The sequence below is a fragment of the Neisseria macacae ATCC 33926 genome (assembly GCF_022749495.1).
Taxonomy (GTDB): Bacteria; Pseudomonadota; Gammaproteobacteria; order Burkholderiales; family Neisseriaceae; genus Neisseria; species Neisseria macacae.
Genome location: NZ_CP094241.1, coordinates 490,052 through 514,937 on the forward strand (window position 1 = coordinate 490,052; position 24,886 = coordinate 514,937).

The following is a 24,886-nucleotide window of genomic DNA, read 5'->3' on the forward strand; positions in this document are numbered from 1 at the left end:
GCGGTATGGAAAGGTAAGCGGGATTATGCCATAAAACCCTTGCGCCGCCCAACGGCAGGCGGTCGGGGCATGGTTGTTCGACTGCGTTGCCGAGTCGGTAAGGGGATTTTTTACATTGTCATGCCGGCGGCGTTTATGTCCCTTAAATTTTTGAAACCGCTTATCATTTCCTGACGGCATTTACTGTCATAGTTCAAACTTATCGAAAACTTTCATATGTAAATGAAACTAAATCGTACTGATGGGACTCTGTTTTGAGACAGACGCAAATTTGCGCTGTAAACCATCAATCACAATAGGAATATACGACATGAAAACTTTATTGATCGCCGTTGCCGCTGCAAGCCTGATGCTGGGTGCCTGCTCTAGCAGCAAAACTACTGAAGAAGCTAAAACCCCTAGCGTAAGCGTTGAAGAGGCAATCGCTCAATGTCAACAAGCTTCCGGTGCAAACCAAGACCGCGCCGTGTTCGATGCCTGTATGAAAGACAAAGGCTACCAACGCAGCGCCGCTGAAGGCGCAGCCGCTGCCGCTGCTTCTGCACCTGCCGCACAATAAGCACAGCTAGGAATTATTGATGTATCACCCGATCTGTTCGGGGTCATACATCAACAATTTCTCGCCATGCTTGTTCCGCCTGATTCCATTCACTCCCGGAAGGTAGGGCGGGCGCAAACGGAAAGGTCGTCTGAAAACAGTTTTCAGACGACCTTTCCGTTTGTTTTATCCGGCGGATTCGGTTATTACAAGGCGCGGTCGAAATACAGTGGCACACCCGATGCTTCGCTCATGCGCAGCAGGTAGTCCATAACCTTCTGCGGCCACTCGACGCCGCGCACAACGGTCAGGTTGCGCAATATCGGGAACACCAACACGTCTTCCATACCGGCTTCACCGTTCAAGCCTGCGCCGCCTTCGGTCATCAGCGTTTCCAGTTCCGCCAAATCCTCGTGCAGCCGTTCCACATATTGACCGGTTTTGTCCAAATTGGTGGCAAAGCTGCCGATGTTTTTCTCTTTTTTGTCCGTGAAATATTTCACCGCTTCCGGCGTTTCAAATTCGGGCAAACCGATTTTCACGACGCGCGGATGGACGAGTTTGGTGTTGTAGCCGCCCACGTTGTCAAACCACGCCTGTATTTCCGGGCGGATTTCATTTTTCAGACGACCCTCGCGGTCAAGATAGCGGACAACGTCCAAACTCTCGCCCATAAACGAACCGTCTTCTTTTTGCAGGATAGGCACTTGTTTTGCGCCAATCATGCCGATGGGCGTCGCCTCGTCGTCATTTGCCAGCACGACTTCTTCAACGTCCGCGCCCAACAGCCCCGCCGCCATCCGCGCCCGCACGCAATAGGGGCAATGGTCGTAGTAATACAGTTTCATTAAAAATCCTCCGAAAATGGGTTTGATTGGGCAAAGGCCGTCTGAATGCCTCACGCAAAAGGATTATCCTGCCAAATATCTTTGGAAGCCATATCTGATAACGTGTTTATACGGCCGGGATATATGCAGTATTTTCTCCGGGCAGTATAACCGATGTTGAAATTTCCGTCGGATACACGACATCAGCGGCTGTCTCTGCTGAAATTTCACCTGCCAACTCATTGTAAATTCCTTTGTCGTTTTGGAAATCAATATCGGCAACCTTGCGCCTTTCCCCGTTTTCCAAAACCACTTCTGATTCAAATAATATTTTATTATCGGCTTCATCTTTCAGATTGATTTCTGCAAAATCCAAAGAGATCGACTGGATATCCCAGTCGGACAATAGAGAAAGCTCTCCTTCCTCCGTTTTCCCGTTACTGTTTTCGTCATGCCAGATTCTTAGCTCGCCCCACAATTCATCATATTGATTAATGATATTATTATTGTCGCTGTCCAAATCTTTCAAAGCTTCTACGCCGTTTTCTGCGCGCTTGCCGTCAGACATAACTGTTGCCTCACCAAACATCTCCGTTCCGTCGTTTACTTGGTGATAAAATAATTTTTTTTATATTGAATATAAGATATTTCCTTGCTACATCTCATATTTTCTTGGTTATCATGCATAAAGTATAGAGATACACTATCATGAATAGACAATCTTGCATGAAAATTCTTAATATGACCGTTGTTGTCAATAGCCTCTAATGATTTTTCTAAGTTGTCAATATCCTTTAATGATTTTCCAAAACTTACAGCAGAATCAGAACAAAATATCGGTCTAAACATTGGATGCCAACCAATGCTTGGCAGGGGCAAATCCTCGGGATAACGGTTGTCAGGAAACAGCGAACGGTAATGCTTTAAATAATCAGGCGTTGCTTCGATTTCTAAAAAAGTACTGCCGTTGTAGTTGGTCTGATGCACTACCGTAAAGCCGTCGGTCGGCCGTTTTAGCTTACGCCGCCTGTGTTTGAGCCATTTTTGCCGCTCTGCCTTGTCTTTCCATCTGAGTACCGCCTGTTTTTCTCCGTCAGGCCGCAAACGGCCGGAAAGCCGCAGATAGCGCCGGTACACGGGAATCTGCCACTTTTTCGCTAAATCTTCAGGCGGCATATCAAGCAAACAGGCACTATGCACCGTGCCTGCCATCTGCCTGAACAAACTCTCGAAGCTATTTACAGGATAAAGCTGCCCGCAGCCCGTTGCGTCATCCGCATATGCTTGAGAAACAGAGACCGTCTGAATGCCGCTATCGGCATGAGACAAAATGGGCAGCAACATGGCCGGCCACAACAAAGCAGCTAAAAATTTCACACTCATCTCCTTCTTCATAAAAATTATTACTTGCATTGATATTATTTCCAATATTTTTTCACTGCAAGCACATTTACACGCTAATTGTTTGTTTTATTTTGATGTTTATATGTTATTGCAAGTTGGGTAGCCCAGGCCGTCTGAAACATGCTTTGTCGCAAAATACGGGCAAGCTGCTACAATACAGCCGCTATGTCGAAACAAAACAAACGGAGAAACGGCACGCCATGAGCAACACACGACAAACACCGGAAATCCCCGCCGCACCGCTGCAAGAATCCCGCGCGTGGTTTGACGCGCACACCGCCGGTTTGCCCGAACCTGCGCAAAAGCTGCTTCAGACGGCCTTGTCGCTGGCCGAGACGCATTATCCTGCCGATGCGGCCACGCCTGCGGGCGAGCCGCTTTTGGCGCACCTTTTGGGTGCGGCGCGTATGGTGAACGAATTGGATTTGCTGCCCGATGCGGTGGCCGCCACGCTTTTGGCCGACATCGTGCGTTTTGTGCCCGACTGGCGCGAGCTGCTCACGGAACGCTGCAACAGCACCGTCGCCGAGCTGGTCAAAGGTGTGGACGAAGTGCAGAAGCTCACCCACTTTGCCCGTGTGGACAGCCTTGCCACGCCTGAAGAGCGCGCCCAACAGGCGGAAACCATGCGTAAAATGCTGCTGGCGATGGTAACTGACATCCGCGTCGTGTTGATCAAGCTCGCCATGCGTACCCGCACCATGCAGTTTCTCAGCAATATCCCCGACAGCCCCGAAAAACGCGCCGTCGCCAAAGAAACCCTCGACATCTTCGCCCCGCTCGCCAACCGTCTGGGCGTGTGGCAGCTCAAATGGCAGCTCGAAGACCTCGGCTTCCGCCATCAAGAACCCGAAAAATACCGCGAAATCGCGCTGCTTTTGGACGAAAAACGCACCGAACGCCTCGAATACATCGAAAACTTCCTCAACATCCTGCGCGGCGAGCTCAAAAAATACAACGTCCATTTTGAAGTCGCCGGTCGTCCGAAACACATCTACTCCATTTACAAAAAAATGGTGAAGAAAAAACTCAGCTTTGACGGGTTGTTCGACATCCGCGCCGTGCGGATTTTGGTCGATACCGTTCCCGAGTGTTACACCACGCTGGGTATCGTCCACAGCCTTTGGCAGCCCATTCCCGGCGAGTTCGACGACTACATCGCCAACCCCAAAGGCAACGGCTATAAAAGTTTGCACACCGTCATCGTCGGCCCGGAAGACAAAGGCGTGGAAGTGCAAATCCGCACCTTCGATATGCACCAATTCAACGAATTCGGTGTCGCCGCCCACTGGCGTTACAAAGAGGGCGGCAAGGGCGATTCCGCCTACGAGCAGAAAATCGCCTGGTTGCGCCAACTCTTGGACTGGCGCGAAAACATGGCGGAAAGCGGCAAGGAAGACCTCGCCGCCGCCTTCAAAACCGAGCTTTTCAACGACACGATTTACGTCCTGACCCCGCACGGCAAAGTCCTCTCCCTGCCCACCGGCGCCACCCCCATCGACTTCGCCTACGCCTTACACAGCAGCATTAGCGACCGCTGCCGCGGCGCGAAAGTCGAAGGGCAAATCGTGCCGCTGTCCACCCCGCTCGAAAACGGACAGCGCGTCGAAATCATCACCGCTAAAGAAGGGCATCCTTCCGTCAACTGGCTCTACGAAGGCTGGGTCAAATCCAGCAAGGCAATCAGCAAAATCCGCGCCTACATCCGCCAGCAAAACGCCGACACCGTGCGCGAAGAAGGCCGCGTCCAACTCGACAAACAGCTTACCAAACTCACGCCCAAACCCAACCTGCAAGAACTTGCCGAAAACCTCGGCTACAAAAAACTCGACGACCTCTACACCGCCGTCGGACAGGGCGAAATTTCCAACCGCGCCATCCAGAAAGCCTGCGGCACGCTGAACGAACCGCCGCCCGTACCCGTCAGCGAAACCACCATCGTCAAACAGTCCAAAATCAAAAAAGGCGGCAAAACAGGTGTACTCATCGATGGCGAAGACGGTTTGATGACCACGCTTGCCAAATGCTGCAAACCCGCACCACCCGACGATATTGTCGGCTTCGTTACCCGCGAACGCGGCATTTCCGTCCACCGCAAAACCTGCCCCTCTTTCCAACACCTCGCCGAACAAGCGCCTGAAAAAGTGTTGGACGCAAGCTGGGCGGCGTTGCAGGAAGGACAAGTGTTCGCCGTCGATGTCGAAATCCGCGCTCAGGACCGCTCAGGCCTTTTACGCGACGTATCCGACGCACTCGCCCGCCACAAACTCAACGTTACCGCCGTGCAAACCCAGTCCCGCGACTTGGAAGCCAGCATGAGGTTCACGCTCGAAGTCAAACAGGTCAACGACCTCCCGCGCGTCCTCGCCAGCCTCGGCGATGTCAAAGGCGTGTTGAGCGTCACGCGCTTGTAAGGAGGAGCAAAAGGTCGTCTGAAAAACGGGTTTCAGGTTTTTCAGACGACCTTTTTGGCGAGTTTGGTATCGTAATCGACATTGGAAATATCTGTCCTGTCCTTCCTGCTTGTACGGAAATGACGGCAATTTGAGCAGCTTCGATAAATCGCTGTCTGCCTTTTAAAAACAGCCAAGCTTGTAAATCAAAGGTCGTCTGAAAACTGCAATATGCGGTTTCAGACGACCTTTTGTGTTGCCAAGTTCAAAGCAAGGCTGAACCTAATTTGGGCGAGAATCAGTGATCGACGGTGATGCCTTTGCTTTCCTGCTGTTTCTGTTCGTCCAGTTTCTTTTGCAGCGTGTCGCACGGGGTGTCGCAGTCGCAGACTTTTTTCATGCCCAGCGAGGAGATGCCGCCGCAGCTGCCTTTGATGGTGCGTTTGGAGAAAATATAGCCGACCGCCATGCCGAGGATGACGAGGAGGAAGAGGCCGAAGGTGAGGAGTAGGGTTTTCATGATGGTGTTCCTGTGGGGATGGATATGAGTCTGTAGATATTAATGGAGTAGTTTTTTAAACGCGCCGGACATTTCGGTATGGTAGCCGTTTTGGTCGCGGATAATCAGGAAAACGGCGAGGTTTTGCTGTTCGGCGAGTTTGAGGGCTTCGGTTTCGCCGAGTACGAAAAGTCCGGTGGACAGGCCGTCGGCGGTGGTGGCGTTGTCGGCGACGACGCTGATGGAGGCGAGGCGGTGCGACAGCGGGCGGCGGGTTTTGGGGTCGATGATGTGGGACAGCCGCCTGCCTTGCGGGTCAACGTGGAAAATGCGGTAGTCGCCGGAGGTGGCGAGGGAGCGGTTGTCGAGGGGGACGACGATTTGGGTATTGCCGCCTTGGACGATGTTGGGCTGTTCGATGCCGATGCGCCAAGGTTCGCCTTTGGCATTGCAGCCTTTGCCGTGCAGTTCGCCGCCGATTTCGACAAGGTAGTTTTGGATGCCGAGTTTTTCAAGTTCGCCTGCCACTTTGTCCACGCCGAAGCCTTTGGCGATGGAGGAGAGGTCGAGATAGGTTTCGGGCCGGGTTTTGGCGAGGGTGGCTTGTTTGCCGTTTTGCGTGAGGATGATTTTGTCCGTACCGGTTTGGGCGGCGGCTTTGTCGATTTCGGCCTGGGTGGGTTCGCGGGTGATTTCTTTGTTCGGTCCGAAGCCCCAAAGGTTGACGAGCGGGCCGACGGTTACGTCGAGCGCGCCTTGTGTGAGGCGGTTGAGGCGTAAGGCTTCGGCGGTTACGGCGGCGAAATCGGCGGAAACGGGCATGGGTTTGCGGGTCTCGCGCATTTGGTTGAAGCGGCTGATTTCGGAGTCTTCGCGGTAGGTGGACATTTGGCGGTTGACTTCTTCGAGTGCGCCGTCAATCTGCTTTTTTACGGCTTCAGGCGCGGGCGGGTTGGGAAGGTCGTCTGAAAGGTATTTGACGGTATAGGTCGTGCCCATCGTTTCGCCCTGAAGCACGGTTTGTTCGGATGTTTTTTTGCTGCACGCGCCCAAGGGCAGGGTAAAGATGAGGGCGGCGGCAAGGGCGGGAATGGCGGAGGGCAGGTGCATGATAGGGTGTTCGGGTGTTTTCAGACGACGTATTGTAACGTAAAACGCAAGGGCGCGCGGCTTGCGGGGGCGGGGCTTTTCTGCTAACATCCGCGCTGCATTAAGAGTTGGGAATTCCATGCCAACCTGCTTTTCAGACGGAAAGGTAAGGTGGACGGCTGCAAAGCCGATGTGGTCCGAGAGGGCAATTCAAATCCCCCCGCTTGATGCGGGAATTTTTTTGTCCGTATGTTCTGTACGGGCAGGATTCCGAACCGTTTTATCCAAGTAGGAATATTTATCATTTGGATGGAGCGCAGGTGGAAATTTTGTTATGATTTCCGTTGTGGGACGTATGATGAAACAACAGGTCGTCTGAAAGCAGACGGCTTGTTTTTGAAGGAAAATATTGAAATGAGCGAATATCTGTTTACTTCCGAATCGGTTTCCGAAGGCCATCCGGACAAAGTAGCCGACCAAGTGTCCGATGCGATTTTGGATGCGGTTTTGGCGCAAGACCCCAAAGCGCGCGTCGCGGCGGAAACTCTGGTAAACACCGGTTTGTGCGTGTTGGCGGGTGAAATCACCACCACCGCCCATGTGGACTACATCAAAGTCGCACGCGAAACCATCAAACGCATCGGCTACAACTCGTCCGAGCTGGGCTTTGATGCCAACGGCTGCGCGGTCGGCGTGTACTACGACCAGCAATCCCCCGACATCGCCCAAGGCGTGAACGAAGGCGAAGGCATCGACCTGAACCAAGGCGCGGGCGACCAAGGCCTGATGTTCGGCTACGCCTGCGACGAAACCCCGACCCTGATGCCGTTTGCCATCTATTACAGCCACCGCCTGATGCAGCGTCAAAGCGAATTGCGCAAAGACGGCCGCCTGCCGTGGCTGCGTCCCGACGCAAAAGCGCAGTTGACCGTGGTTTACGACAGCGAAACCGGCAAAGTAAAACGCATCGACACCGTCGTCCTGTCCACCCAGCACGACCCTGCCATCAGCCATGAAGAACTGAGCAACGCCGTGATTGAGCAGATTATCAAGCCTGTTCTGCCGCCCGAAATGCTGACTGCCGAAACCAAATACCTGATCAACCCGACCGGCCGCTTCGTCATCGGCGGCCCGCAAGGCGACTGCGGTCTGACCGGCCGCAAAATCATCGTCGATACCTACGGCGGCGCAGCTCCGCACGGCGGCGGCGCATTCTCCGGCAAAGACCCGTCCAAAGTGGACCGTTCCGCCGCTTACGCCTGCCGTTATGTCGCGAAAAACATCGTTGCCGCAGGTTTGGCAACCCAATGTCAGATTCAGGTTTCCTACGCCATCGGCGTTGCCGAACCGACTTCGATTTCCATCGACACTTTCGGCACAGGCAAAATCAGCGAAGACAAACTGATTGCCTTGGTTCGCGAACATTTCGACCTGCGCCCCAAAGGCATCGTCCAAATGCTCGACCTCTTGCGCCCAATTTACAGTAAATCCGCCGCCTACGGCCATTTCGGCCGCGAAGAGCCTGAGTTTACTTGGGAGCGCACTGACAAAGCTGCCGCATTGAAAGCAGCCGCAGGCGTCTAAAAAAGCATAAAGGTCGTCTGAAAGGGAGTTTCAGACGACCTTTGCCGTCCCGAGTCAAAAACTTTTTGGCAAACGAAGTATCATAATGTTTTACAAAAAAAGCAGCGCGGCACTGTGTTTCCTTGCTGCGCCGTCTTTTACCCGTCCACCAATAAAATAAAACTGAAGGAATACATCATGAAAAAATGGCTGCTGGCTGTTTTGCCCGTCACCGCACTGGCCGCTCCGCCCCAAGGCTTTTATCAAAATTACCAAGACTGGGACATCGCTTGCGACAATACCGGCACATGCCGTCTTGCTGGATATCAGGCGGACGAAACAGAAACGCCGGTTTCCATCTTGTTTACCCGAAAAGCGGGGGCGAGCGCCGCCGTTGCCGGCGAAGTTTCCCTGCTGCCGTTTAACGACGATGATAGGCAGCTCGCCCGTGTGGCAGCCCGCAGTGAATTGATGCTGAACGGCAAATCACTGGGCAAATTGGTGTTGAACAAAAAAGGCACAGGCAAATTGAGCAGCGCGCAAACCAACGCCTTGCTCGAAGCATTGAAAAAAGAAAGCAAAATCAGCATCCGCGCGGGAAAATATGAATGGCACTTGTCCGACAAAGGCGCGGCGGCGGCAATGTTGAAAGCGGACGAATTCCAAGGTCGTCTGAATACGCCTTCCGCGCTGATACGCAAAGGCAACAGCAGTCAGGCAGTCCTCAGCCCGCAGCCCAAACCCGTCATCCGCGCCGTTGCCGTACCGAAAACAGCAGGCGATATACTGGAGCAAGACACACCGCGCCACAGCGCCGTCATGAAGCTGCTGCGCAACAGCAACCGCGTTTCCGAAGGCGACGATAATTACTGTCCTGCCCTGCATAATAAAGAGCAAATGGGTTGGAACCGCAGCCTGTATGTCCATCCGCTCAACGATCGTCAGGTTTTGATTTCGGCCATCTGTATCGGCGGTGCTTATCAAACCAGCGGCTACTATGCCATTGCCGATAAAGAGTTGACCAAAATCGAACAAGTGCTGCCGCCGATGGTATACGGCGGGCACGGCGGATTCGACGAGAAAACAGCCACCCTCAGCGGCAGCTTCAAAGGCCGCGGCATAGGCGACTGCTGGACAAGCAATACGGCGGTATGGGACGGCAAGAGCTTCGTCCGCAGCGAGGAACACACTACCGGCTCGTGCAAAGGCTTTACCGGCGGTGCGTGGTGGTTGCCGATTTTTGATGCCCGCGTCGAGCGTTAAAATACGCCGAATATCGAAACAGACGGCAAAAGCCGTTTCAAAAATGCCCGCAAGATTGAGCGATTTTGCGGGCATTTGCTACACGCGGGCGATGTTTGGAAGGGAAAAGGCGCGGCAGCAGAATGCCCGTTTTCAGACGACCTTTTTCCTTATACAATACGCTTGGATTTTATATATTCTGATATAAAGGATACGGATTATGTTCGGCAAACAACTCTTTGAAGAAGTCAGCGCAAAAATCAGCGAAACCATCGCCAACAGCCCCGCCAAAGACATGGAGAAAAACGTCAAAGCCATGCTCGGCAGTGCGTTCAACCGTATGGATTTGGTTACGCGCGAAGAATTCGACATCCAGCAGCAGGTTTTGATTAAAACCCGCACCAAATTGGTCGAGCTGGAAGAGCGTCTGGCAAAACTCGAAGCCGCGCAAGAGCCTGAGCAGACTGCATTGGAAGCTGCCGAAGCCGCAGCCGAAGAAGCCGTCGAAGAAATCAAACAGCAAACCGAAGCCGGCGAATAAGGTCGTCTGAAACATGTCGCTTGCCTTGGTTTACAGCCGCGCCTTGAGCGGCATGAATGCGCCGTTGGTCGAAGTGGAAGCCCACCTTGCCAACGGCCTGCCTCATTTCAATATCGTCGGATTGCCCGACACCGAAGTCAAAGAAAGCCGCGACCGTGTGCGCGCCGCCATCATCCAAAGCGGTTTCGACTTCCCCGCCAAAAAAATCACCGTCAACCTCGCCCCCGCCGACCTACCCAAAGAATCGGGGCGTTTCGACCTGCCGATTGCGCTGGGCATCCTCGCCGCATCCGGGCAAATCGCACCCGAAAAGCTCGCGCAATACGAGTTTGCCGGCGAACTGGCGCTTTCCGGCATGTTGCGCCCCGTGCGCGGCGCGTTGGCGATGGCATGGCAGGGTATGCAGGCGGGACGTTCTTTCGTCTTGCCGCAGGAAAACGCAGAGCAAGCCGCCGTGATGCGCGGCATTACCGTTTACGGTGCGCGTTCGTTAGGTGAAGTCGCCGCCCATTTGAACGGCATCGAACCTTTGGCGCAAACCGCCTGCCAAGTCCCGCAGAGGTCGTCTGAAAACGCCAAACTGCCCGACCTCATTGATGTCAAGGGTCAACATACTGCCCGCCTTGCTTTGGAAATCGCTGCTGCGGGCGGACACAGCCTCTTGATGATGGGCCCGCCGGGAACGGGCAAATCCATGCTTTCCCAACGGCTGCCCGGCATTCTGCCGCCTTTGACCGAAGACGAATTGGTCGAAGTGTGGGCGTTGCGTTCGCTCCTGCCCAATCATCAGCAACAACTCGACAGCCACCGTCCTTTCCGCAGCCCGCACCACAGCGCCAGCTCGGCAGCCATGGTCGGCGGCGGTTCCGACCCGCGTCCGGGCGAAATTTCATTGGCGCATCACGGTGTTTTATTTTTGGACGAGCTGCCCGAGTTTGACCGCAAAGTTTTAGAAGTTTTGCGCGAACCTTTGGAAAACGGCGAAATCCACATTTCCCGTGCGGCGCGCCAAGCCGTCTATCCCGCCAAATTCCAGCTTGTCGCCGCCATGAACCCGTGTCCTTGCGGTTATCTCGGGCATCCCGTCAAACCCTGCCGCTGCACGCCCGAAAGCGTCGCGCGTTACCGCAGTAAAATTTCCGGCCCGCTGCTCGACCGCATCGATTTGACCATCGAAGTCCCCAGCCTGTCCGCCGCCGAACTGATGCAGCAGGAAGCGGGGGAAAGCAGCGCCGTCGTGTTGGCGCGCGTGATCGCCGCCCGCGACAAGCAATACGCGCGGCAGGGCAAAGTCAATGCCGCCTTGAGCGTCAGTGAACTCGACACGTCCGCCCGCATCCAAAAAGAAGCGCAGGAAGCCTTGGGCAGCCTGTTGGAAAAACTCTCCCTCTCCGCCCGCAGCTTCCACCGCATCATGCGCGTGGCGCGTACACTGGCAGATTTGGCGGGCGATGAAGAAGTCGGCAGAAGCCATGTTTTGAAAGCCGTCAGCTTCCGCCGCGCGTTGTAAGGTTTTTCAGACGACCTTGGGTACTGAAAACGGAAGATTCAAAGTATAGTGGATTAACTTTAAACCAGTACGGCGTTGCCTCGCCTTAGCTCAAAGAGAACGATTCTCTAAGGTGCTGAAGCACCAAGTGAATCGGTTCCGTACTATCTGTACTGTCTGCGGCTTCGTCGCCTTGTCCTGATTTAAATTTAATCCACTATAAAAGTTTAGACAGATCGGGTATCTTGCTGGTGTGTCCAATGCGGAGTATTCTGTTTGGGCAAAAGAAGCCCGTCGTCGGTCAATTGTCAGCGCGTCCTAACATCACGGCGGTTTTCGTAAAAACCATGTAAACAAACGGCGCATTTTTGCCCAATATAAAGGATATTGATAAAATGACCCGTCCCTGCCGATGGCAGCAGCAGATTCCTCTGCCGCCAAAAGGTCGTCTGAACGGCATCATCAATATAGGTATCTCATGAATAAGAACACTCAATACGGCAAAGGCCTTTTCGGCTTTTTCTTCGGCCTCATCCTCGCCACCGGCGTGATCGGGGGCATCCTGTATTTTCTGAATCAAGACACCCCGAACGCCTTCAAGGGCGCGACCGAGCCTCAAAAACAGCAAACCGAGCCTGAAATCCTCAAGCCGCAGGAAAAATCCAAACCTGAATCCAAGCCTGAGGCTGAAGAGCAGCCTGTCGTCGTTCCCGTAGAGAAAGAGCGTCCGGCAGAAGAAGCCAAGCCCGAACAGAAACGCAGCGAAGCCGACGACGATGCGGCAGCCAAAGAAAAAGAGCGCGCAGACAAAGAAGCGAAAGAAAAGGCAGATAAAGCCAAAGCCGAGAAAGAACGCGCGGACAAAGAAAAAGCGGAAAAAGAGCGTGCCGTCCATGAAGCGGAAGACGAAGCCCGCGAAGCAGAAAAAGCCCTGCGCGAAGCTGAAAAAGAAGACAAAGAATCTGCCGAACGCGAGTTGAGACAAAAACTTGCCGAGAAAAAGGCAGAGCTTGCGAAAAAACGCGCAGAAAAAGAAAAAGCCGACAAAGAAGCCGTCGATAAAGCCAAAAAGGCAGCCGAGTTGACGGACAAACAAAAAGCGCGCGCCGAGCGCAAACTTGCCGAGAAAAAAGCGGCTGAGAAGAAAGCCGCCGAAGCCAAGAAAACCGAAACGGCCAAAACCAACAAACCGACCCCCGAGCAAATCCTGAACAGCGGCAGCATCGAAAAAGCCCGTCAGGAAGCAAATAAAGGCGCGGCGAAAGAAGCGAAGAAAGCCGAGGCGGACAAACAAACCGCCAAAGCCGACAACGCCAAAGCCGAAGCCAAAACAGCGGAAGGCGGTAAAAAAATCATCCTGCAAATGGGTTCGTACGCCGACCGCAACAGCGCCGACGCGCAACGTGCCAAACTCGCCATGCTGGGCATTTCGTCCAAAGTGGTCGAGCGCACCAACGGCGACAAAACCGTTTACCGCGTACAAAGCAACAGCATGTCGTCTGAAGCCGCAAAAAACGTTCAGAAAGACTTGCAAAAACACAATATCAACAGCCTGGTGCGTTCGGCACAATAAGGAGGCGGCAATGAAACGGACAACCAAACCGGCAGCCGTCCTCCTCAGCCTCGCGCTTGCCTTTTCCGCAAGCGCGCAGGCTGCGGTCGAAGGCGTGGATTACACGGTTTTGAACAAACCGATTCCGCAACGAGACGCATCCAAAATCGAAGTTTTGGAATTTTTCGGCTATTTCTGCATACATTGCCAAAACTTTGATCCCGTCTTGCTGTCATACAGCAAAACTTTCCCGAAAGACGTTTACCTGCGTACCGAACACGTCGTCTGGATGCCTGAAATGCTGGGCTTGGCGCGGGTTGCCGCGGCGGTTAACGCTTCGGGTTTGAAGTATCAGGCAAACCCCGCTATTTTCAAAGCCGTACACGAACAGAAAATCAATTTGGCGGATACCGCCACTTTCAAAAGCTGGGCGGCGGCACAAAAAAGCTTTGACAGCAAAAAACTGATTGCCGCATACGACGCACCCGCCAGCCTCGCAGCCGCTAAAAAAATGCAAAGCCTGACCGAGACTTACCGTATCGACGGCACGCCGGACGTCATCGTCGGAGGCAAATATCGGGTCATATTCAGCAGCGATTGGGCGAATGGGCAGAAAATCATAGGCGAGCTGATTAACAAAGTCCGCCAAGAGCATCCCGGCAAAGCCGCGCGCTGACGGAATTTAGCCAGACAGTTTCGGAATGACCGTAAAGATAAGGCGGTTTCCGAACTGTCTGTTTGTTTTGGGCGGCGTAAAATTCATAAAAACGATACTGCTGAGGGATGGGGTAAATACAGTCATACCGCAGCAGTTTTCCGATTCTGATACCGCTTCATCCTGAAATCCAGACGGGCAAACGTCGTCTGAAAACCAAAAAGAAAGCAATATGGACATTTTGACTCTATTAAAAGCCCTGCTTATGGGCATTGTGGAAGGCTTGACGGAATTTCTGCCGATTTCAAGTACCGGCCACTTGATTGTATTGGGCGACTTGCTCAATTTCCACAGCAACGGCAAAGTCTTTGAAATCGCCATCCAACTGGGCGCGGTGCTTGCCGTGATTTTTGAATACCGTCAACGTTTCACCTCCGTTTTGTCCGGACTGGGCAAAGACCGTACCGCCAACCGCTTCGTGTTGAACCTTGCCATCGCATTCGTGCCTGCCGCTTTGATGGGATTTCTGTTTAGAAAACAAATTAAATTATATCTATTTAACCCAAAAACCGTGGCTATCATGCTGGTGTTGGGTGGACTCTTTATTCTGTGGGTCGAAAGACGCCAAAGCAAAGTCAAACCTAAAGTCAAAAGCGTGGATGAAATGCGTCCAATTGACGCGCTTGTGGTCGGCTGCGCCCAAGTGTGCGCGCTGGTGCCGGGGACTTCGCGTTCGGGCAGTACGATTATGGGCGGTATGCTGTGGGGCATCGAGCGAAAAGCCGCGACCGAATTTTCTTTCTTCCTCGCCGTGCCGATGATGATTGCCGCCACCGGCTATGACGTATTTAAACACTATGAACTCTTCACGTTGCAGGATATCGGGCTGATTGCCGTCGGTTTTATCGCCGCCTTCTTGGCAGGTTTCTTAGCGATTAAATCGCTGTTGAAATTCGTGTCCAGTAAAAACTACGTTCCGTTTGCCTATTACCGCATCGTCTTCGGCGGATTGATTCTGCTGACTTCGCATATGGGCTGGGTCAAATGGACTGCATGATGTTGAAGTAGGAATAACCTGCCCATGATAAAAGGTCGTCTGAAAACCTCGAAAACAAGGTTTTCAGACGACCTTTGATTTGTTCGGATACACCATATCGCAATATGGTTCAAGCAGCGCCGTAGGGGATTTTTCCTGTCAAATCCAGATGCAGGAATGAAAGTTCCAGATTGTCGGTTTAACGCAGGGGTCGTCTGAAAAACCATCGTTTAAGGTTTTTCAGACGACCTTTTGATAAGAACTTCAGACAGGATTATTCGATGATTTCGGTGAAAACGACGGTTTTGCCACCGCGGGTAAGCGTGGCGAAGCCGTCCTGAAGCTGCCATATTGTGCTTGCGTTGCGGTATTCCGTGGTTTTGGTCATCGAATGGGTTTGCGTTAGTTTTTCGACCGTACTCCCCTGACGCAGTTCGACCGTCATCGGGCTGTTGCTGTTGACGTAGATGGCGGAGATGCGGCTGCCGTCGGCGGCTTGGTAGCGGATGGCGTTGTTTTGCGCTTCGGCGACGATGGCGAGAGGGGCATCGGGGCGGACGGCTTTATACGAACCGCAGGCGGTACACAGTCCGAGCAACAGCAGGAGGGCGTATCTCTTCATAGCGTCTCAATAATGGTGGTGGGGAATGTGGCCTTCGAGATGGTAACGCGTTCCGCAGTAGGGGCATTCGATGTCGCTGTCGGACTGAATCGGGAGGAAGACGCGCGGATGACCGTTCCAAGTTTCGTGGTTGGGACCGGAGCAGTGCAGCGGCAGGTCTTTGGGGTAGATAATGACGGTTTCGGTGTTTGCGTTCATGATTTTTCCTTGGTAAGTCCGACCTTATTGTACGATATATCGCCTGCTTGTGCAGCGCAAAAGGTCGTCTGACAATGGGTTTTGGTTTGATAATGCTTTGGTTATAATGCGGTTTTTATGATGAATCAGCTTTAAATCCACTTTATTTTCAAATGGACTTTAACATGACGACACTTTTCCGGCAGGACGATTTGAACCCTCAAGACGCCGCAGAATTTCTCTACACATTGAGCGCGGCGTATTTGGATTATACAGATGCGGCAGGCGATGAGGAAATGCGGTGTTTGAACGACGAACAGCACACGCTGACGGCTTACTGCTATTTGGACAGCCAAGTGCAGGAGGGCGGTTTTGTGCAACTGATTGCGGCGGGTTACGGCGAATATGTGTTCCATAACCCCGTCGCCGACAGCCTGCGCCGCTGGCGGATTAAACCGACACCTAAGATTTTGGATAAGGCGAAGGCTTTATACGAGCGGGACGGCGCAAAAATCGAGGAAATGGCGGACAGCGGGGCGTCTTTGGATGAGATTCGTGCCGAGTTTCCCGATTTTGAGGAATTGGACGGCGAATATTACGAAATCGCGGACGACGATATGGCGGCGGCTGTGGCATATGTATTGGCAAATTGGGAGAAGTTTACGGAGATCGCGGATTGAGTGAACGTTAAGAAATATTGAACGGATTTCCCTGTTTGGGCGATTGATAGCAAAAGGTCGTCTGAAAACCTGATTCGGTTTTCAGACGACCTTTTTTCAGACGACCTTAAGCGTAATGCCGCTCTTCGCCTTTGCCGTCCACATTCTCGGCGCAGCGTTTGCAGATGGTTTCATGGCCTGCGACTGTGCCGATGTCGTGGGTGTAGTGCCAGCAGCGTTCGCATTTTTCGCCGTCGCTGGCTTTGGCGGTAACGGCAAGTTCGCTGCCGGTTTTGACTTCGACTTTGGACACCAAGAGGGCAAAGCGCAATTCTTCGCCCAGGGCGTTCAGGTAGTCGGCGGTGGCTTCCGGCGCGGTGATTTCGGCTTCTGCCTGCAAGGACGAACCGACGGTTTTGTCGGCGCGCAAAGGTTCGATGGCGGCGGTTACGGCTTCGCGGGCTTCGCGGACTGCCGTCCATTTTTTCACCAGTTCGGCTTCGGCTTTTTCGTTGATGGGCGGGAACTCGTGCCAGGTGTGGAAGAGGACGCTGTCTTCTTCGCCGCCGCCGATGATGTCCCACGCTTCTTCGCCGGTGAAACACAAAATCGGTGCAATCAAGAGAACCAGGCTGCGCGTGATGTGATACAGGGCGGTTTGCGCGCTGCGGCGGGCGTGGCTGTCGGCTTTGGTGGTGTAGAGGCGGTCTTTCAGGATGTCGAGGTAGAACGCGCCCAAGTCTTCCGAGCAGAAGGCGACGATGTCTTTCACGGCGAAGTGGAAGGCATAGCGCGGATAGAAGTCGCCTGCCAGACGCTCTTGCAGCTGACGCGCCAACACTAAGGCGTAGCGGTCGATTTCGACCATGTCTGCCTGCGGTACGGTGTGTTCGAACGGGTCGAAATCGCTCAGGTTGGCAAACAGGAAGCTCAAGGTGTTGCGGATGCGGCGGTAGCTTTCGGTAACGCGTTTGAGGATTTCTTTGGAAATCGCCAATTCGCCGCTGTAATCGGTGGATGCTGCCCACAGACGCAGGATGTCGGCGCCGAACTCGTTATAGACTTCTTGCGGCGCGACGACGTTGCCGATGGATTTCGACATTTTGCGGCCGTTTTGGTCAACCACGAAACCGTGGGTCAAAAGCTGTTTGTACGGGGCGCGTCCCATTGAAGAGGCGCAGCCGGTCAGCATGGAGGATTGGAACCAGCCGCGGTGTTGGTCGCTGCCTTCGAGGTAGAGGTCGGCGGGCCAGTCCAATTCTTCGCGCTGTTTCAAGACGGAATAATGGGTCGAGCCGGAGTCGAACCATACGTCCATCGTGTCGGAAAGTTTGTCGTAGTTTTCGCAATCTTCCGCGCTCAATAATTCGCTTTTATCGAGTGAGAACCATGCCTCGATGCCTTTTTCTTCGATTTTCAGGGCGATTTTTTCCAAAAGCTCGGCGGAGTTCGGATGCAGCTCGCCCGTTTCTTTGTGGATGAAGAAGGTCATCGGCGTGCCCCAATAGCGTTGGCGCGAAACGACCCAGTCGGGGCGGCCTTCGATCATGGCTTCCAGGCGCGCACGACCCCAAGACGGGAAGAATTCGGTGTCGTCCACGGCTTTGATGGCTTTGTCGCGCAGGGTTTTGCCGTCGCTTCCCGCTTTGTCCATGCCGATAAACCATTGGCCTGTCGCGCGGTAAATCAGCGGGGTTTTATGGCGCCAGCAGTGGGCGTAGCTGTGTTCGATTTTGCTGCTTGCCAAGAGGTTGCCGGTTTCTTCCAGCCATTGCAGGATGACGGGATTCGCCTCCCAAACGCTCATGCCTGCGACGCGCGGCGTTTCGCTGATGTATTTGCCTTCGGCGTTGACGGGGTTGTAAAGCTCGATGCCGTATTTGTTGCAGACGGCGTAGTCTTCCAAACCGTGCGCGGGGGCGGTGTGCACCAAGCCCGTACCGGCGTCGGTGGTAACGTGTTCGCCGTTGAGCATGAGAATATCGCGTTCGAGGAACGGATGATTCATGTGCAGGTTTTCCAGCTTGTCGCCGGTGGTTTCAGCGAGGACGTTGAGGTCGTCTGAAGCAAAACCGTAGCGTTTGAGCGCGTCTTCCGCCAAATCTTTCGCGAGCACCAATTTGCCTTTGGGCGTATCAATCAGTTGATACACCACGTCCGCACCCGCAGACACGGCTTGGCTTGCGGGCAACGTCCAAGGCGTGGTCGTCCAGATGATGGCAAACGCTTTGCCTTCGATGCCTGCCAAACCGAATGCGGCGGCAAGCGCGGCGGTGTCTTTAAACGGATAGCCAACGTCAATCGCAGGTGATATTTTGTCTTTGTATTCCACTTCCGCTTCCGCCAGCGAAGAACCGCAGTCCAAGCAGAACTGAACCGGTTTCGCGCCGCGGTAGAGATAGCCCGATTTGTAGATTTCGCCGAGCATGCGCACGGTATCCGCCTCGGTTTTGAAATCCATGGTCAGGTAGGGGTTGTCCCAGTCGCCCAACACGCCCAGACGGATGAAGTCTTTTTTCTGGCGGGCAACCTGTTCGGCGGCATATTCGCGGCACAATTCGCGGAAACGCGCTTTGGGCATGTCTTTGCCGTGCAGCTTTTCCACCATCACTTCGATGGGCAGGCCGTGGCAGTCCCAGCCCGGCACATAAGGCGCGTCGAAACCGGCTTGGGTTTTGCTGCGGATAATGATGTCTTTGAGGATTTTGTTGACGGCATGACCGATGTGGATGTCGCCGTTGGCATACGGCGGGCCGTCGTGCAGGATGAATTTCGGACGGCCTTTGGCGATTTCGCGCAGTTTTTGATAGCGTTTGTGCTCGTACCAGCTTTTCAGCCACGCAGGCTCGCGCTTGGCAAGGTTGCCGCGCATCGGAAACGGGCTTTCGAGCAGGTTTACGGTTTTGCTGTAATCGGTCATATTGTGATTCTCTATGGTTTCGGTATTTCGGTTTCAGACGACGTTTCGCTAAGGTCGTCTGAAAAAATGCAAAGGGCTATTGTAGCCGAATTGTATTGTTTTTATAAGGGGTTTGGGTATGCGGGATGGCGGCGGACAAAGAGAAAGGTCGTCTGAAAACTTGTTTTGTCGAAATGTGACCTATCTGTTTTCAGACGACCTTCCTGACAACTATTTACACACTTTCTTCACAACAAACCTTCCGCTTTGACCCACGCCAAAATATCGGCTTCTACGGCTTCGGGCGAACCGGGATTGTCGATTTTGACGCCGTATTCGTCCGCGCCGAGTTCTTCCAGGATTTCCAGTTGCGAATCCAGCATCCCCGCCTTCATGTAATGCCCTTGGCGCGCCATCATGCGTTCGAGGTTGATGGCTTGCGGTGGTGTCAGGTGGATGAAGGCGGTTTTGCCTTGTGCGCCGCGCAGGATGTCGCGGTATTGGCGTTTCAAGGCGGAGCAGGTAACGATGGTGTACGCCGCGCCGCTTTGCGCCTGTTCCGTCATCCAGTCGCGCAGGTTGCAGAGCCACGGATAGCGGTCTTCGTCGGTCAGCGGGATGCCCGCGCCCATTTTGTCGCGGTTGGCTTGGGAGTGGAAATCGTCGCCTTCGGCGTAGGGGCATTGGTTGAGGTGTTTTTGCAGGGATAGGGCGGCGGTGGTCTTGCCGCAGCCGCAAACGCCCATCATCACAAAATGCGTCGTCATGTTCTCTTCCTTTGTTGGATTTGAAAAATATAAGGTCGGGCAGACGGTTTCAGCGTCTCAAAACCGTTTTCAGACGACCTCAAACCACGGCAAACAGCAGCGCCGACACTGAAAAACCGATGGCGGCAATCAGCGTTTGGTTGACCGTCCATGTTTTGAGTGTGGTCGGTACGTCCATATCCAAAAGGCGGCCGACCAGCCAGAAGCCCGAGTCGTTGAAGTGGCTGCAACCGACCGAGCCTGCCGCGGTTGCCAAAACGACGCAGGCGAGTTGCCAGTCGTTGAAGCCTGCGGCGGCAACGGCGGGCGCCATCAATGCGGCGGCGGTGGTCAGCGCGACGGTTGCTGAACCTTGCGCGATACGCAGCGCCAATGCCACCAAGAAGCAGCCCAACAATACGGGTATACCCAAATCCGCCATGCTGTCCGCCAACGCCTGACCGATGCCCGACGCGCGCAACACGCCGCCGAACATGCCGCCCGCGCCGGTAATCAAGATGACCGAACAAACGGGGGCGAGTGCGCCGTCCACCGTTTTCTCCAGCGCGCTTGCCTTTTCGCCGCGTTTTCTGCCCAAAACATAGAGCGCCACCAAAACCGAAATCAGCAGCGCGACAGGGGTCGAACCGATCATGCGCGCCACCTGCACCCAATGTTCGTCCGCGCTGACGACTTTTTCACTGATTAAGGTAGACAGCCCCGTGTTCATAAAAATCAACAGCATAGGAATCAGCATAATGCCGACCACGGTCGAAGCCTTGGCAGGCGTTTGCGGCCGGTCGTTGTCCACCGCGCCGCCGCTGAGCAAATCGGGAACGGGAACGCGGATGGTGCGTCCCAAAACCTTCCCAAGCAGATAACCGCTGACATACCAAGTGAACATGGCGACGGGCAATCCCAAAATCAGTACCTGCCCAATGTTCGCCGAATAAAATTCCGAAGCCGCAATCGGACCGGGGTGGGGCGGCAGGAAAACGTGCATCACCGAAAACGCGCCGATAGACGCCAGAGCATAAGGCAATACGTCCTGCTTCATGCGCCGCGCCGTCGCGAAGACAATCGGCAGCATCACCACCAATCCCGCATCAAAGAAAATCGGGAAACCGAAAATCAGCGACGCCACGCCCAAAGCAAACGGCGCGCGTTTTTCGCCGAACATCCGAATCAGCGCATCCGCCAACGACTGCGCCCCGCCCGAAGTTTCTACCAGCCGCCCGAGCATCGCACCCAAACCGACCAGCAAAGCCACGCTGCCGAGCGTGCCGCCGAAGTTTTTCAACAGAACGTCGTTCACAATCTTATCCATCGGCAGCCCCGTCGCCACCGCCGTCAGCAGGCTCACCGACACCAGCGTCAACAGCGCGTGGACACGCAGTTTCACAATCAACAGCAAAATCAGCACAATCGCCATCGCCGCAATACTCAGCAGCCAGCCCGCGCTCAAAGTCTGAGTCCAACCATCCATTTTGAAGCCTTTCTTTGTAATCAGAATACAAGGTGGTTAAGGTTTTTCAAACGTATCCAATAGACCATAGCACGATTTGCAACGGGGTGGTATGGCGGATTTTTGATGCCGTAATCGTTTAATTATTTGATGAATTTTAATGATGAATGAGAAGTGAAATAGAGGGCGGAAAAGACAAGGTCGGATGAGGTGTCCGATAAGGCGGAGAGGTCGTCTGAAAGTTTCTTTATCGGGTGTCGAACATGAAATATTATGCAAAAAAGGTCGTCTGAAAACTTTTCAGACGACCTTTTCATTACCTCAACCTTACTATCAAGCCGCGTTGTCGAAGCCGCTGTGGCGCAGCAGTGCGTCTATGCTCGGTTCGCGTCCGCGGAAGGCTTTGAAGGATTCCGCTGCGCTGCGGGAGCCGCCGACAGCGAGGATTTCCTGCCAGAAGCGTTTGCCTGTGGCGGCGACGTCGTTGCTTTCTTCAAAGGCGGCGTAGGCATCGGCGCTGAGGACTTCGGCCCATGCGTAGCTGTAATAGCCTGCGGAGTAGCCGCCGGCGAAGATGTGGCCGAAGCTGTTGGCGAAGCGGTTGTATTCGGGCGGTTGGATGACGGCGACTTCTTTGCGCACGCTGTCTAAAACCTGCGGCCAGTTTTTCAGACGGCCTTCGTCGTCTTCGCTGTAAATGGTCATGTCGAAGAGGGCGAACTCCATCTGGCGGACGAGGAACATGCCGCGTTGGAAGTTTTTGGCGGCAAGCATTTTGTCGAAGAGTTCTTTCGGCAGGGGCTCGCCGGTTTCTTCGTGGGCGGACATTTGTGCCAAGACGTCGTATTCCCAGACGAAGTTTTCCATAAACTGGCTGGGCAGCTCGACTGCGTCCCACTCGACGCCGTTGATGCCGGATACGCCCAGTTCGTCCACTTGGGTGAGCAGGTGGTGCAGGCCGTGGCCGGTTTCGTGGAAGAGGGTGAGGATTTCGTCATGGCTCAGGCGGGCTTCTTTGCCGCCGACGGGCGGGGTGAAGTTGCAGACGAGGTAGGCGGTGGGCAGTTGCAGCGTGCCGTCGGCGAAGCGGCGGCGGCCTTTGTAGTCGTTCATCCACGCGCCGCCGCGTTTGCCTTCGCGGGCGTAGAGGTCCATATAGACGCCGCCTATGGTTTTGCCGTTTTGTTCCAGCTCGAAGTAGCGCACGTCTTTGTGCCAGACGGGAACGGTTTTTTCGGCGAATCCGATGCCGTAGAGTTTTTTGATTTGGGCGAACAGGCCCGCCAGAACTTTGCTGACGGGGAAGTATTTTTTGACTTCGGTTTCGCTGAATGCGTATTTGGCTTCGCGCAGTTTTTCGCTGGCGTAGCTCAAATCCCACGGCTGCGGGTCGGCGAGGTTCAGGCGATCGCGGGCGAAGGCTTTGACTTCGGCGAGGTCTTTTTCGGCGTAGGGTTTGGCGCGGCGGGCGAGGTCGTGCAGGAAGGTGAGGACTTGTTCGGGGGTGTCCGCCATTTTGGTTGCCAATGATAGCTCGGCGTAGTTTTTGAAGCCGAGCAATTTGGCGGTTTGCAGGGCGTTTTCGAGGGTGCGGTCGATGTTGGCAGTGTTGTCGAATTTGCCGTCGTCTGAAAGTTCGCTGGCGCGGGTAACGTAGGCGCGGTAGATTTGTTCGCGCAATTCTCGGTTGTCGGCATATTGGATGACGGCGAGGTAGTGCGGAATCTGCAAGCCGATTTTGTAGCCTGTTTTGCCTTCGCTTTGCGCGGCAGCGGCAAACATGGCGAGCGAGTCTTCGGGGATGCCGGCAAGCGGTGCGGCGTCGTCGAAGTAGAGGGCGAAGGCGTCGGTTGCGTCTAGGACGTTTTGCGAGAATTTGGCGGAGAGTTGCGCGCCTTCGGTTTGCAGTTTCGCCAGTTCTGCCTGCTGTTCGGGCGGCAATTCCGCGCCGCTGAGGACGAAATCGCGCAGGTCGTGGTTGAGCTTGGTTTTTTGTGCAGGGGAGAGGGTGGCGAATTCGGGGGAATTTTTGATGGTTTTGAAGCGGTTGTACAGTTCGATGTCTTGTCCGATTTCGGTGAAGAAGATGGTGATTTCGGGCATCAGTTCGTTATAGACGGCGCGCAGTTCGGGTGTGTCGACCACAGAGTTGAGGTGCGACACGACGCCCCAAATCCTGCCGACGCGTTCGGTAATGTCGGTCAGACGCTCGACGGTGTTCGCCCAGTCGGTGTGCGTTTGGGCTTTGACTTCGGCAATCTGTGCGCGCGCCTCGGCGATGGCGGTTTGCAGTGCGGGTTTGATGTCGGCGGTTTGGATGGCGTCGAAACGGGGTTCTTCGCCCAAATGGAGCAGTACGTTGTCGGTCATGGATGGGATTCCTTTGTGTGGGTGGCGGGTTCGGACGGAGGTCGTCTGAAAAATGGCTGCCGCCTGAGTCAATGGGAAAATGGGGATAATGTGTGTCTGGGTTTTAGGTTTGCCGTTCGGGCGAACCGATTGTGTTTTCAGACGACCTGTTTGGATTCGGGGTCGTCTGAAAACGATGGGGCAAACGATAGGGGAGATATAGTGCCATCTTGTCGGGCTTAAAGCGTCTTTCCCTGTTTTTACGCTATTCTGCGCCGCGCGGGTTGGATTTGAGCGGGGCGGCGAGGTCGAGGCTCATCGGTGTGCCGGCGGGGGCGAACACGGCTTGTGCGATATTGGTTTGCAACGAATCGGCAAACGCGCCGCGGTAGATTTTCGCGCCTTGGTGGGTTAGGTTGGATTGGACGTCGACATAGACTTCGCCGCCGATTTGCTGCCACAGGCGGCAGAACGTGTAGTCTTCGGAAAGGTAGCGTTTGCTTTCGGGATCGACCATGCAGTCGAAGAAGCGGTAGTGCAGCCCTTTGTCTTCGCGTTTGTAGTCGCTGTCGGAGATGTAGTTCAGCTCGGGGTAGGCGGCCATCATTTTTTCGAACACGCTGCGTTTGATGACCATGAATCCGGTCGGCGCGTCATCGACTTTCATAAAGCCTTCTTCATCGACGCGCAGGACGATTTCGCCGTTTTCGTTTTTATCGCCTGTGTTGACGGTGTAGGCGGTGTACATCCGCTCGAAATCCGCCTGCGTCGTGCCGGCAGGAACGCCTTCGTCAGGCCAGTTTTCGCGTTTCAACGGATAAATGCCGGCAACGACGTCTTTGTCTGCCAAAAGCAGACGGTAGAACGCTTCGGCGGAAAAACCGATGTCGGAGTCTATCCAGAAGAGGTGCGTCCATTCTTTGTTTTCCAAGAAGGTCGCCACGCAATTATTGCGCGCGCGGGTAATCAGGCTCTCGCCGCGCTGCATCATTACTTGCAGCGGCCAGCCGTTTTGCGCGCTGGTGTGGACGATATTGAGCAGCGAAAGGACGTAATTGTGGAAATATTTCCCGTCGTGGCTGGGGGTCATGATGACGGGGTACATTTGCGTAAGGGCGGATTCGGGCAACATAGTATTTTC

At 54.2% G+C, this 24,886-nt stretch carries 22 protein-coding genes and 1 riboswitch; of the genes, 10 read left to right on the forward strand and 12 right to left on the reverse strand.

The window, feature by feature from the left end; all coding sequences use genetic code 11:
• The first annotated feature begins 310 nt into the window (after window positions 1-310).
• Entirely contained in the window at window positions 311-559 is a 249-nt protein-coding gene (locus MON40_RS02295; RefSeq protein WP_003757173.1) for a hypothetical protein, read from the forward strand.
• A gap of 185 nt (window positions 560-744) precedes the next feature.
• Here MON40_RS02295 and MON40_RS02300 read toward each other — a convergent pair whose 3' ends face one another.
• From MON40_RS02300 to MON40_RS02310, 3 genes are all read right to left on the reverse strand, one after another.
• Complete coding sequence (locus MON40_RS02300) at window positions 745-1,386, reverse strand: GrxB family glutaredoxin (RefSeq protein WP_050797974.1); 642 nt, start codon at window positions 1,384-1,386, stop codon at window positions 745-747.
• A gap of 106 nt (window positions 1,387-1,492) precedes the next feature.
• The gene (locus MON40_RS02305) at window positions 1,493-1,954 is read right to left on the reverse strand and encodes a hypothetical protein (protein ID WP_003780247.1); all 462 of its coding nucleotides are present in this window, start codon (window positions 1,952-1,954) and stop codon (window positions 1,493-1,495) included.
• Window positions 1,955-1,968: 14 nt separating this feature from the next.
• Window positions 1,969-2,748 (reverse strand): hypothetical protein, encoded by a 780-nt coding sequence (locus MON40_RS02310; protein WP_147611999.1) that lies wholly within the window; start codon window positions 2,746-2,748, stop codon window positions 1,969-1,971.
• 221 nt (window positions 2,749-2,969) lie between these two features.
• On the opposite strand from MON40_RS02310, the gene MON40_RS02315 reads away from it, so the two are divergent.
• Window positions 2,970-5,183 carry a RelA/SpoT family protein gene (locus MON40_RS02315; RefSeq protein WP_242925984.1) on the forward strand — a complete coding sequence of 738 codons (2,214 nt, stop codon included), beginning with the start codon at window positions 2,970-2,972 and terminating at the stop codon, window positions 5,181-5,183.
• Between the two features lie 277 nt (window positions 5,184-5,460).
• On the opposite strand, the gene nqrM is transcribed toward MON40_RS02315, so the two are convergent.
• Together nqrM and MON40_RS02325 are read right to left on the reverse strand one after the other, a co-directional pair.
• The gene (gene nqrM / locus MON40_RS02320) at window positions 5,461-5,682 is read right to left on the reverse strand and encodes a (Na+)-NQR maturation NqrM (protein ID WP_003757168.1); all 222 of its coding nucleotides are present in this window, start codon (window positions 5,680-5,682) and stop codon (window positions 5,461-5,463) included.
• A 39-nt stretch (window positions 5,683-5,721) separates the two neighbouring features.
• Window positions 5,722-6,771: an FAD:protein FMN transferase gene (locus MON40_RS02325; RefSeq protein WP_039863302.1), complete on the reverse strand. Its 1,050-nt coding sequence runs from the start codon at window positions 6,769-6,771 to the stop codon at window positions 5,722-5,724.
• A gap of 92 nt (window positions 6,772-6,863) precedes the next feature.
• Window positions 6,864-6,973: riboswitch (SAM-I-IV-variant riboswitch) on the forward strand.
• A gap of 191 nt (window positions 6,974-7,164) precedes the next feature.
• Between MON40_RS02325 and metK the strand changes: the two genes are divergently transcribed.
• The 7 genes from metK to MON40_RS02360 all read left to right on the forward strand — a co-directional run bounded on the left by metK (window position 7,165) and on the right by MON40_RS02360 (window position 14,849).
• Window positions 7,165-8,334, forward strand: coding sequence for a methionine adenosyltransferase (gene metK / locus MON40_RS02330; protein ID WP_039863293.1), 1,170 nt, complete (start codon window positions 7,165-7,167; stop codon window positions 8,332-8,334).
• Between the two features lie 177 nt (window positions 8,335-8,511).
• A complete protein-coding gene (locus tag MON40_RS02335; protein ID WP_039863292.1) occupies window positions 8,512-9,576 on the forward strand; it encodes a DUF1176 domain-containing protein in 1,065 nt (354 codons plus the stop codon).
• A 199-nt stretch (window positions 9,577-9,775) separates the two neighbouring features.
• On the forward strand, window positions 9,776-10,096 hold the full coding sequence (locus MON40_RS02340) for an accessory factor UbiK family protein (protein ID WP_003780238.1): 321 nt from the start codon (window positions 9,776-9,778) through the stop codon (window positions 10,094-10,096).
• Between the two features lie 13 nt (window positions 10,097-10,109).
• On the forward strand, window positions 10,110-11,606 hold the full coding sequence (locus MON40_RS02345) for a YifB family Mg chelatase-like AAA ATPase (protein ID WP_003780235.1): 1,497 nt from the start codon (window positions 10,110-10,112) through the stop codon (window positions 11,604-11,606).
• Window positions 11,607-12,063: 457 nt separating this feature from the next.
• Entirely contained in the window at window positions 12,064-13,158 is a 1,095-nt protein-coding gene (locus tag MON40_RS02350; RefSeq protein ID WP_003780231.1) for an SPOR domain-containing protein, read from the forward strand.
• A gap of 10 nt (window positions 13,159-13,168) precedes the next feature.
• On the forward strand, window positions 13,169-13,813 hold the full coding sequence (locus tag MON40_RS02355) for a thiol:disulfide interchange protein DsbA/DsbL (protein ID WP_003780229.1): 645 nt from the start codon (window positions 13,169-13,171) through the stop codon (window positions 13,811-13,813).
• 211 nt (window positions 13,814-14,024) lie between these two features.
• Window positions 14,025-14,849, forward strand: a complete 825-nt coding sequence (locus MON40_RS02360; RefSeq protein WP_003780226.1) for an undecaprenyl-diphosphate phosphatase — start codon at window positions 14,025-14,027, stop codon at window positions 14,847-14,849.
• Window positions 14,850-15,102: 253 nt separating this feature from the next.
• Here the strand turns inward: MON40_RS02360 and MON40_RS02365 are convergent, their stop codons facing one another.
• Entirely contained in the window at window positions 15,103-15,450 is a 348-nt protein-coding gene (locus tag MON40_RS02365; RefSeq protein WP_003780223.1) for a hypothetical protein, read from the reverse strand.
• Window positions 15,451-15,456: 6 nt separating this feature from the next.
• Window positions 15,457-15,648, reverse strand: coding sequence for a zinc-finger domain-containing protein (locus tag MON40_RS02370; RefSeq protein WP_003763364.1), 192 nt, complete (start codon window positions 15,646-15,648; stop codon window positions 15,457-15,459).
• Between the two features lie 164 nt (window positions 15,649-15,812).
• Between MON40_RS02370 and MON40_RS02375 the strand changes: the two genes are divergently transcribed.
• Window positions 15,813-16,307, forward strand: a complete 495-nt coding sequence (locus tag MON40_RS02375) for a DMP19 family protein (protein ID WP_039863291.1) — start codon at window positions 15,813-15,815, stop codon at window positions 16,305-16,307.
• A 106-nt stretch (window positions 16,308-16,413) separates the two neighbouring features.
• Here the strand turns inward: MON40_RS02375 and ileS are convergent, their stop codons facing one another.
• The 5 genes from ileS to MON40_RS02400 all read right to left on the reverse strand — a co-directional run bounded on the left by ileS (window position 16,414) and on the right by MON40_RS02400 (window position 24,877).
• Complete coding sequence (gene ileS / locus MON40_RS02380; RefSeq protein ID WP_003780219.1) at window positions 16,414-19,206, reverse strand: isoleucine--tRNA ligase; 2,793 nt, start codon at window positions 19,204-19,206, stop codon at window positions 16,414-16,416.
• Between the two features lie 227 nt (window positions 19,207-19,433).
• Window positions 19,434-19,952: a gluconokinase, GntK/IdnK-type gene (locus MON40_RS02385; protein WP_003780217.1), complete on the reverse strand. Its 519-nt coding sequence runs from the start codon at window positions 19,950-19,952 to the stop codon at window positions 19,434-19,436.
• Between the two features lie 79 nt (window positions 19,953-20,031).
• Window positions 20,032-21,417: a GntP family permease gene (locus tag MON40_RS02390; protein ID WP_003780216.1), complete on the reverse strand. Its 1,386-nt coding sequence runs from the start codon at window positions 21,415-21,417 to the stop codon at window positions 20,032-20,034.
• A gap of 312 nt (window positions 21,418-21,729) precedes the next feature.
• Window positions 21,730-23,766 carry a M3 family metallopeptidase gene (locus MON40_RS02395; protein WP_003780214.1) on the reverse strand — a complete coding sequence of 679 codons (2,037 nt, stop codon included), beginning with the start codon at window positions 23,764-23,766 and terminating at the stop codon, window positions 21,730-21,732.
• Between the two features lie 244 nt (window positions 23,767-24,010).
• Entirely contained in the window at window positions 24,011-24,877 is an 867-nt protein-coding gene (locus tag MON40_RS02400; RefSeq protein WP_003757139.1) for a hypothetical protein, read from the reverse strand.
• Window positions 24,878-24,886 lie beyond the last annotated feature (9 nt).

Coding starts and splice junctions, on each gene's coding strand:
- metK (WP_039863293.1), top strand. CDS start 7,165: ATGAGCGAATATCTGTTTACTTCCGAATCGGTTTCCGAAGGCCATCCG.
- ileS (WP_003780219.1), bottom strand. CDS start 19,206: ATGACCGATTACAGCAAAACCGTAAACCTGCTCGAAAGCCCGTTTCCG.
- MON40_RS02350 (WP_003780231.1), top strand. CDS start 12,064: ATGAATAAGAACACTCAATACGGCAAAGGCCTTTTCGGCTTTTTCTTC.
- MON40_RS02355 (WP_003780229.1), top strand. CDS start 13,169: ATGAAACGGACAACCAAACCGGCAGCCGTCCTCCTCAGCCTCGCGCTT.
- MON40_RS02295 (WP_003757173.1), top strand. CDS start 311: ATGAAAACTTTATTGATCGCCGTTGCCGCTGCAAGCCTGATGCTGGGT.
- MON40_RS02375 (WP_039863291.1), top strand. CDS start 15,813: ATGACGACACTTTTCCGGCAGGACGATTTGAACCCTCAAGACGCCGCA.
- MON40_RS02310 (WP_147611999.1), bottom strand. CDS start 2,748: ATGAGTGTGAAATTTTTAGCTGCTTTGTTGTGGCCGGCCATGTTGCTG.
- MON40_RS02315 (WP_242925984.1), top strand. CDS start 2,970: ATGAGCAACACACGACAAACACCGGAAATCCCCGCCGCACCGCTGCAA.
- MON40_RS02365 (WP_003780223.1), bottom strand. CDS start 15,450: ATGAAGAGATACGCCCTCCTGCTGTTGCTCGGACTGTGTACCGCCTGC.
- MON40_RS02360 (WP_003780226.1), top strand. CDS start 14,025: ATGGACATTTTGACTCTATTAAAAGCCCTGCTTATGGGCATTGTGGAA.
- MON40_RS02370 (WP_003763364.1), bottom strand. CDS start 15,648: ATGAACGCAAACACCGAAACCGTCATTATCTACCCCAAAGACCTGCCG.
- MON40_RS02325 (WP_039863302.1), bottom strand. CDS start 6,771: ATGCACCTGCCCTCCGCCATTCCCGCCCTTGCCGCCGCCCTCATCTTT.
- MON40_RS02305 (WP_003780247.1), bottom strand. CDS start 1,954: ATGTTTGGTGAGGCAACAGTTATGTCTGACGGCAAGCGCGCAGAAAAC.
- MON40_RS02400 (WP_003757139.1), bottom strand. CDS start 24,877: ATGTTGCCCGAATCCGCCCTTACGCAAATGTACCCCGTCATCATGACC.
- MON40_RS02335 (WP_039863292.1), top strand. CDS start 8,512: ATGAAAAAATGGCTGCTGGCTGTTTTGCCCGTCACCGCACTGGCCGCT.
- MON40_RS02390 (WP_003780216.1), bottom strand. CDS start 21,417: ATGGATGGTTGGACTCAGACTTTGAGCGCGGGCTGGCTGCTGAGTATT.
- nqrM (WP_003757168.1), bottom strand. CDS start 5,682: ATGAAAACCCTACTCCTCACCTTCGGCCTCTTCCTCCTCGTCATCCTC.
- MON40_RS02300 (WP_050797974.1), bottom strand. CDS start 1,386: ATGAAACTGTATTACTACGACCATTGCCCCTATTGCGTGCGGGCGCGG.
- MON40_RS02385 (WP_003780217.1), bottom strand. CDS start 19,952: ATGACGACGCATTTTGTGATGATGGGCGTTTGCGGCTGCGGCAAGACC.
- MON40_RS02340 (WP_003780238.1), top strand. CDS start 9,776: ATGTTCGGCAAACAACTCTTTGAAGAAGTCAGCGCAAAAATCAGCGAA.
- MON40_RS02395 (WP_003780214.1), bottom strand. CDS start 23,766: ATGACCGACAACGTACTGCTCCATTTGGGCGAAGAACCCCGTTTCGAC.
- MON40_RS02345 (WP_003780235.1), top strand. CDS start 10,110: ATGTCGCTTGCCTTGGTTTACAGCCGCGCCTTGAGCGGCATGAATGCG.